We start from the raw sequence: 8,151 nt of genomic DNA on the forward strand, positions 1-8,151 counted from the left end.
CAGGGTTTTAAGGCTAAAAAGGTATTAGTTGTAGGTTTGGGCGAATTGCCAAATAATGCTAAAAATTACATCAAAGCATTAACGGCTGCAAGTGGAGTACTAAGCTCAACTAAAACAAAGAGCACCATGTTTGCTAAGGTTGATATTGAAAATTTTGATGAAAGTTGGACTCATAAGGTCTCAGCAAGAGTTCTGAAAGATGCCGATTATGAGATTCAGCAAGTGGGCGCGCAGGAAAAAACAGACACGCTTGAGAATATTGCCATTCAATCTTCACACAATGATGCTCATGAGTTACTTCAGGGAAGCTCTATCGCGAGTGGCATGAAACTTACACGTCATTTAGGGGATTTACCCTCAAACATTTGTACGCCAACTTATTTGGCGCAAACAGCTCAAGATTTAGCTAAAGAGTTTAATCTTGAGTGTGAAATTTTAGAGGAATCTGATATGTCTGCCTTAGGTATGGGCTCATTGTTATCTGTTTCAAAAGGTTCAATCGAGCCACCAAAACTAATTAGTCTAAGCTACAAAGGTGATGCAAACTCAAAGCCGATAGTATTGGTAGGCAAGGGCGTTACTTTTGATAGTGGTGGTATTTCACTTAAGCCTGGTGCTGGTATGGATGAAATGAAATATGACATGTGTGGCGCTGCTTCTGTGATCGGAACAATGCGAGCTATTGCACAAATGAAACCTAAGATAAATCTAACTATTGTTGTGCCTGCTGTTGAAAACATGCCTGCACATAATGCTTCAAAACCAGGTGATGTGGTTACTTCAATGTCAGGGCAAACCATTGAAATTTTAAATACAGATGCAGAAGGGCGTTTAATTTTGTGTGATGCATTAACGTATGTTGAGAAGTTTAATCCAGAAGTTGTGATTGATACAGCTACCTTAACGGGTGCAGTAATTGTGGCATTAGGAAAGCATCATTGTGGTCTAATGGCTAACGATCAAGAATTAGCTAATGATTTAATTTCTGCAGGAAAAGATTCTCTAGATACCGCATGGCAACTACCACTTGATGATGAATATGACGAGTTGCTTAAATCTAATTTTGCTGACATGGGTAATATTGGTGGGCGTGAAGCAGGCAGTGTAACAGCAGCTTGTTTCCTAGCCAGATATACAAAAAATTATCGTTGGGCACATTTAGATATTGCAGGTACCGCATGGGTAAGTGGTGCTAAAAAAGGCGCAACAGGAAGGCCTGTACCACTATTAACGCAATATATTCTAGACCGCGCTAAATAAGGAAAAAAATATGTCAAGTTTTGAAAATGTAGAAGTCATTAAAGCCGCTAATATTTATTTTGACGGCAAGGTAACATCGCGAGTTGTGGTATTTGCAGATGGCTCAAAAAAGACCCTAGGAATCATGATGCCGGGTGATTATGAGTTCGGAACCGATGAGAATGAACTAATGGAAATTCAAGCTGGAGAAATGGATGTATTATTGCCAGGTGAGAGTAATTGGCAGACATTCGCTAAAGGTTCATCTTTTAAAGTTGCTAAAGATTCAAGCTTTAAGTTGCAAGTAAAAGAAGTAACTGACTACTGCTGCTCTTATTTTTGAGCCTCTTTATCTAGCCAAACACCCAAGCCCTGGGCGCAGATTTCCAAGTCACCTTTGAATAATTTAACTTGTTGTTGTTCATCAAGCTTAACACCATGTTGAGTTGCAATATTAAGTAAATATTTGAGCAATGAATCTTTAATAACCTTATGACGATTTTCCTCATCAGCTGATTTTTTGGCTATGGCAACAAAACCATTGATATGTTGTATGAGCATATCAGCAGATTCTTTTGTAAATTTTATTCTATTGAAATGAGTTAAATAAGCAAATTTTGGCTTAAGCATTAGTAGTTGATTAACTGTGCTAATCCAAGCCTGAGGATCAAATTGTACGGGTGTCGTCGGTGGAAAAATCAACACACCTTGTTCAGTGTCAAATCCACGATAACTCACTCCTAATGTGTCACCAGAGAAAATACCTCTGGACTGCTCATCCCAAATACATAAATGATGTCTAGCGTGACCAGGTGTGTCGATAAATTTTAAAACTCGTCCACCTAAGTTAATAACATCTCCATCTTTGGCAATAACAACTCTGTTTGATGGAATAGGGATTAGGTCACCTAAAAACTGCTTAAAGAATAATTCTCCATAGACACCAATTACACCAGCACGCAATTTGGAAGGATCAATTAAATGTTGAGCGCCACGCTCATGAACAAGAACATTCGCATTAGGCAGATGTTTTATTAACTCACCAGCCCCACCAGCATGGTCTAAGTGAATATGCGTGAGAATAATATGATCAACCGCTTCAACCTCTATGTTTTTGTCTTTTAAGGTAGCCAACAGGTTGGGCACTGATAAGTGACAGCCAGTATCAATAAAGGCAGCTCGACCATTATGTTCGATTAAATAAGCAGCCACAAAATCTTTTCGCATGTGCTCAGTATCAATACAGGTGATGTTAAAGTCTAGTTCGTGATAAGTAGGATTCATAAGCTTATTTTAGATCAAAAAAAACCGCCCAATTGGGCGGTTTTAAACTGAATTTTTAGTCGTTTAGAAGTCGCCTTCTGCGCCGCCATCTTGGATCGCTGTAATGACACGCTTAACTTCTAGTGCTTTTTCTAGTAAGTAGTCTGGTAAAGGGGCGCCACCGTAAATCATAGCGTTCATATCTAAAGTGTACAGCCATCTTTGACCTTCTTTATCTTCAATTAATGCTAAACGACAAGGTAGATAAGCAGAGAATGCATCTGAATGATCAACCATTGTCATTGCAGTACGTGGAGAGCAATATTGGTAGATTTTTAAGAAACGTTGCTTTTCACCTGTTTGCAATTCAACCATTTCAGATAGGGGTAGCATGCCAACTGAACGAATACCTTCAGCAGTAGCAATACTTTCCATTGCCTCTTCGACATCTTTATTAGATACATCATCAGCTACTTTAACACGCACAATAGAGGCCATAGTAATATCACCTGTGTCTAACAATGTGTTTGTCATTGGCATATATACCTTCGACATGGCTTCTGGGTGTAACTTAGGTGAAACCATTTCACTAATAACTTTAGAGGTAACCCCATACTGAACTTGTAACGTTACTGCGTAGTAAGCTGCAACTGCACCGATTACGATTAACACCCATTTAATTAAATTAATTATTCCACCCACTTCTATCTCCTTTTATTAGATTGCATATGCTTTATATCAATTATAGATTTTAGCACCATAATTAACCATAATGGAAAAAATATATCACTATACAGGCCTTAACCCATTAAGAACAATACTAGTCAAGCTAATAACGCCAACAATTTTTCCATTATCCAGCACAGGACATCTAGATAAATTAAAGTGGGTTAATAGTTCGGCACAGTAGCGAATATCCATATGTGGATGAACTGACATAGCAGGTTTATTCATAATTTCATAAATATTGACGCGATCTAATGCACGATCTTTGGCGATAACTTTAGAAGCAATGTCGGCAATTAAGACAACACCATATTCATCATGATCATGAGATTTTTCCACTAATAACATTTTTGTTTTTTTGTATTTCATGTCAGTAAGTGCCTGCTGAACAGTGGTCTTACTATCAACAATATCAACTTGTGTCCACATAACGTCTTTGACAAACGTAGGTGTATTTTTTTGTGTCTCGTTACTCATTATATTTTCTCCTCTATAGTCTGCTCTAATGCCTGAATTTGATGCATGACACCAACGGCGTCTTCAACATCTATCTGAAAAGCAATACCCTCTTTAGAGTTTGCCTCAAAGTCACCTGCATCTGCAACACTCTCTAATATTTCTCTAGAAAGATGCTGCTCTACAAGTAATAATAATACATCTCTAGGGGTTTCCAGACTCAACCCTAAAAATGTTTTAGTATGCTCAAGCCCTTCCCCTCTAGCTTGAGAGATGATAGTGGATCCTGTGGCGCCTTTTTTTCTAGTCGCCTCAAGAATTCTATCAGTTTTGTCGCTATCAACAAAAGCGATAATCAATTTAAAGTGCATAAATGCCTCCTGTTATTAATTGTGTTTGTCATGGTTTAAAAAATGAATAATTTGCACATAAGCAAGTACACTCATGATAGGAAAAAGAGAGGCGAAGGCTATTAAGCCAAAACCATCAGTTAATGGATTTCGTCCATCAATAGCAGTAGATAGCCCAAGTCCTAGGGCAGCAATAATTGGCACAGTAACAATGGAAGTTGTTACGCCACCTGTGTCATAAGCCAGTGCAATAATATTTTTCGGTGAAAAATAAGTTTGGATCAAAACCAGTATGTATCCACTAATAATGAAATAATGCAGGGGAAGTCCAGCCACAATTCTAAAGCTACCCAGTGCAATTCCAATGGCAACGCCAATGGCAACTACGATGCGTAATGTTTTAACCTTGATAAAACCACCTGAAACTTGATTAGCTTTAATAGCTACTGCCAATAGTGATGGTTCAGCAATGGTGGTGGCAAAACCAATACACCCGGCAAAGATATAAACCCAATAATAATCATACCAATTCAAAGGGTCACCCACTAAATCATTTGATGTGAGTTGTATTGCCATGATTTTTCCAAGTGGGAATAATGCTTTTTCTAGGCCAATGATTAGAAAAGTAAGCCCAATCCAAACTAAAATAAATCCCGTAATAATACGTTTTAAATGTGGAATTTTTTGCTTTAAGATACCTAATTGAAAAATAAATAAAATAGCCGCAATGGGTGCTACTGCCCAAAAAGTTTCTACAAAATAATGCGGTAATGATATCATTGCAAGATACCAAACAACATGACAGCAATAATAGGTAGCAATGAGGCAATTGCGATCATACCAAATCCGTCAATAAGTGGATTTCTTGCGCGAATACTACTACTTAATCCAACGCCTAATGCAGTCAGCAAGGGAACAGTTATTGGCCCTGTAGTTACGCCACCTGCATCATAAGCAATACCAATAATAAAATCTGGTGCTAAGATTGTCACCAGCATAACCATTAGATAGCCACTGATAATTAAGTATTGAATAGGCCAGCCTTTAAGAATTTTAATGACACCAATAACAACCGAAAGACCTACGGCAATAGCCACGGTATAGCGAAGGGTTTGAGCGTATTGATCGAGTTCGAGCTCAGAGGTTATGATGCCACCAAATTGGGCAACCTTTGCCGCCTCATTAGCCATAATTATTAAATCTGGCTCGGCAATTGTCGCGCCAAATCCAAGGGCGAAAGAAAAAGCCAATAACCAAGTAATTGATCCTTTTTTAACAAAAGAAAAGGCTAGCACTTCACCAATAGGAAATAAGCCCAACTTAAGTCCATGCATAAATAAAGTAAGACCAATAAGTACAAACCCGGCACCTATTATAATATTATCCATATTGGGAATAGGTTGTTGCAGAACGATAATTTGAAAAAAAGCAATAACCAACACGATTGGCGCTAAATCTTTTGCACTGTCTGTCAGATTGTGGACAAATTGATAAAGCGTTTTTTTCATAAGTGTTATTTTATAGATGCACTGAATTATAATACTTGCACATGAATCGTATCATCTTAATTAATGGAAAAGACCAAACCAAACTGAGTGTATTTAATCGCCTGGTGCAATTTGGTGATGGCTTGTTCGAAACCTGTTTGGTTGTTGATCATAAATTGATCTTAGCGGAAGAGCACTTTAAGCGATTGGAGAAAGGCGCTAAGCGACTAAAAATATCGCCAATTTCGCGTTCAGTTTGGATAAAAGAGATTGCTAAAGCTGTCTTTATGGCTAAATTAGATAATGCGGTGGTCAAAATTATACTGTCCCGTGGTGAGACATTCAGAGGCTATGGATATGATAAGTCTATCACGCCTACTCGCATTGTCATGGTTTCAAAGGCACCCGATCTTCCAAAGGATTACACATTAAGTCTTTGCGATAGTGGATATGCAACTAATCAGATGCTATCTGAAATTAAGCATTGTAATCGCTTGGAGCAAATCCTTGCCCGCACAAGGATTAAAACTCAAGAATGCATTATGCTTGATCCGCAAGCTCAGGTCATTTCTGTTACTCAAGGTAATATTTTTGCTATCAAGAATGGTGTACTACTAACGCCGGGCTTAAATGAGTGCGGTATTGAAGGGACAAGACGACAAGTAATTATTCAACTGGCAAGAGAGCTTGGCTTATCGGTAGAAATTTGTCGATTAAGTGTTGCAGAATTATTAGCCTGTGACGAGATATTTATTAGTAATAGTGTGATTGGAATTAGGCGCATTCGTCAAATCAATGAACAGAAGTATTCACAGCATCAGTTTACTGATCAAATACTAGATAGTTTAAATGAACACCTATCTAAACCCGAAAATTCGATTGTATTAAAGCCTAAAAAAAGATTTTTTAAAAGCTGGCTGATTATTGCTTTGAGCTTGCTGGTTGTTTGGTTGTTTTGGGCTAACAAGATAAATACGGTTAAGCCATTTGTTTATCAACTTCCTCAGGGTGCCACTATTCACTCTACCGCTAATAGCCTAAAACGCTATGGCTTGGTTAATTCATCTCAGTACGTGGTTTGGGCAGCAAAGCTACTAAGAATTGATGGTAAATTAAAATCAGGCCATTACGATGTTAATTCTAATACAAGTGTTTTAAGTTTACTAGATGATTTCTCTAAAGCTCAAGTGGCCACTAGAAAAATTACCCTGATAGAAGGTCAAACTGTTCAAGAGTATTACCAGTTATTAAGTCAAAATCCAGCTTTAACTTCTCAACTTTCCTTTCAGGAAGTTTTGCAAAAAACGACTGCCAAAGCCCCATATGATGGAAAATTTTGGCCAGATACATATCAAATTAATTATGCGGATAGTGTGTTGAGCGTTTTAAATAGATCGCATACTTTATTACAAGAAAAATTATCAAAAGCATGGAATGATAAAGCTGAAGACTTATTACTAAAAAATGCAGATCAAGTTTTGATACTAGCATCGCTGATCGAAAAAGAAACAGCTAATGATGCAGAGAAGTCAAAGATTGCAGGTGTGTTTATTAATCGCTTAAAAGCAGGTATGCGCCTGCAAACAGATCCAACAGTTGTGTATGCTTTGGGAGATGCTTACAAGGGTAAGTTAAGTAAGAAAGACTTGTGGATTAAGAGCCCATATAATACCTATCGAAACAAGGGCTTGCCACCAGGAGCAATTGGTTCAGTTGGTTTAGAATCTTTAAGAGCAGCTACACATCCTTTGAAGTCCGATTATTTATATTTTGTGGCAAAAAAAGATGGTACCCATGCATTTGCAAAAACTTATAAACAACATCTTATTAATATCAAGAAGTATCTAAAATAAAACCCATGCAAAAAGGAAAATTTATCACCATAGATGGCGTTGAAGGCGCTGGTAAAAGTACACAAATAAAATTTATTTGTGACTATTTAGAGGCAAAGGGAATTAATGTTGTTTTAACGCGAGAGCCAGGTGGAACTGACTTGGGTGAGAAAATTCGTGAACTATTACTCAGTACAAAAACTAAATCAATGCATAGTGATAGTGAACTATTACTCATGTTTGCTGCTAGAAATGAACACATCCATCATAAGATTATTCCTGCTCTTGAAAAAGGAGACTGGGTTTTGAGTGATCGTTTCACTGATGCCTCATATGCTTATCAAGGCGGAGGCAGAGGTTTAGATATTGAACGTATTGAACACTTAGAGCATTGGGTTTTAAAAGGCTTTACACCTGATATGACGCTACTATTAGATATCCCCGTAGACTTAGGCATGTCACGTGTTGAGTCTAGAGGCGAGAAAGACCGTATCGAATTAGAAGAGCTAGATTTTTTTGAGCGCGTTAGGCAAGCGTATATTGATCGTTCAGAAAAATATCCACAACGAATTAAGCTGATTGATTCCTCGAAATCTCGTGAGCATACTAGTGCGCAAATTGAGAAAATTTTAGAAATATTATGAATCTTCCTTGGCACGATCAGGCACTTTCCAAACTGCAAAAAATGATTGATCAGAATCATCTACCGCATGCGTTACTTATTACAGGTAGTCAAAAAATTGGAAAATTTGAACTCATGCAGCAATTAGTGGGTATTTTACTCAAGGATGATGCAAT

General features: G+C 37.7%; 10 protein-coding genes. 4 read left to right on the forward strand and 6 right to left on the reverse strand.

What is annotated here, in order from left to right:
* Both N9Y32_06635 and N9Y32_06640 read left to right on the forward strand, forming a co-directional pair.
* Window positions 1-1,260 (forward strand): leucyl aminopeptidase (locus N9Y32_06635; protein ID MDB2590686.1); only part of this gene is annotated, 1,260 nt, incomplete at its 5' end.
* A gap of 10 nt (window positions 1,261-1,270) precedes the next feature.
* Entirely contained in the window at window positions 1,271-1,582 is a 312-nt protein-coding gene (locus tag N9Y32_06640) for a pyrimidine/purine nucleoside phosphorylase (GenBank protein ID MDB2590687.1), read from the forward strand.
* Here N9Y32_06640 and N9Y32_06645 read toward each other — a convergent pair.
* The 6 genes from N9Y32_06645 to N9Y32_06670 form a co-directional block, all read right to left on the reverse strand.
* Window positions 1,573-2,523, reverse strand: coding sequence for an MBL fold metallo-hydrolase (locus N9Y32_06645; protein MDB2590688.1), 951 nt, complete (start codon window positions 2,521-2,523; stop codon window positions 1,573-1,575). The two genes, N9Y32_06640 and N9Y32_06645, sit on opposite strands and share 10 nt — an antisense overlap.
* Window positions 2,524-2,586: 63 nt before the next feature.
* A complete protein-coding gene (locus N9Y32_06650; GenBank protein MDB2590689.1) occupies window positions 2,587-3,204 on the reverse strand; it encodes a DUF302 domain-containing protein in 618 nt (205 codons plus the stop codon).
* An 87-nt stretch (window positions 3,205-3,291) separates the two neighbouring features.
* Entirely contained in the window at window positions 3,292-3,705 is a 414-nt protein-coding gene (locus tag N9Y32_06655) for a CBS domain-containing protein (protein MDB2590690.1), read from the reverse strand.
* The gene (locus N9Y32_06660) at window positions 3,705-4,055 is read right to left on the reverse strand and encodes a P-II family nitrogen regulator (GenBank protein ID MDB2590691.1); all 351 of its coding nucleotides are present in this window, start codon (window positions 4,053-4,055) and stop codon (window positions 3,705-3,707) included. Before N9Y32_06660 ends, N9Y32_06655 begins: the two co-directional genes overlap by 1 nt.
* Before the next feature lie 15 nt (window positions 4,056-4,070).
* The gene (locus N9Y32_06665) at window positions 4,071-4,814 is read right to left on the reverse strand and encodes a DUF1538 domain-containing protein (GenBank protein ID MDB2590692.1); all 744 of its coding nucleotides are present in this window, start codon (window positions 4,812-4,814) and stop codon (window positions 4,071-4,073) included.
* On the reverse strand, window positions 4,811-5,542 hold the full coding sequence (locus N9Y32_06670; GenBank protein ID MDB2590693.1) for a DUF1538 domain-containing protein: 732 nt from the start codon (window positions 5,540-5,542) through the stop codon (window positions 4,811-4,813). The genes N9Y32_06665 and N9Y32_06670 overlap by 4 nt, the downstream gene beginning before the upstream one ends.
* Before the next feature lie 41 nt (window positions 5,543-5,583).
* Here N9Y32_06670 and mltG point away from each other — a divergent pair, with 41 nt between their 5' ends.
* Complete coding sequence (gene mltG / locus N9Y32_06675) at window positions 5,584-7,374, forward strand: endolytic transglycosylase MltG (protein MDB2590694.1); 1,791 nt, start codon at window positions 5,584-5,586, stop codon at window positions 7,372-7,374.
* 5 nt (window positions 7,375-7,379) lie between these two features.
* Window positions 7,380-7,997 carry a dTMP kinase gene (gene tmk, locus N9Y32_06680; GenBank protein ID MDB2590695.1) on the forward strand — a complete coding sequence of 206 codons (618 nt, stop codon included), beginning with the start codon at window positions 7,380-7,382 and terminating at the stop codon, window positions 7,995-7,997.
* Window positions 7,998-8,151 lie beyond the last annotated feature (154 nt).

This window comes from Candidatus Thioglobus sp. (genome assembly GCA_028228555.1).
GTDB lineage: Bacteria > Pseudomonadota > Gammaproteobacteria > PS1 > Pseudothioglobaceae > Thioglobus_A.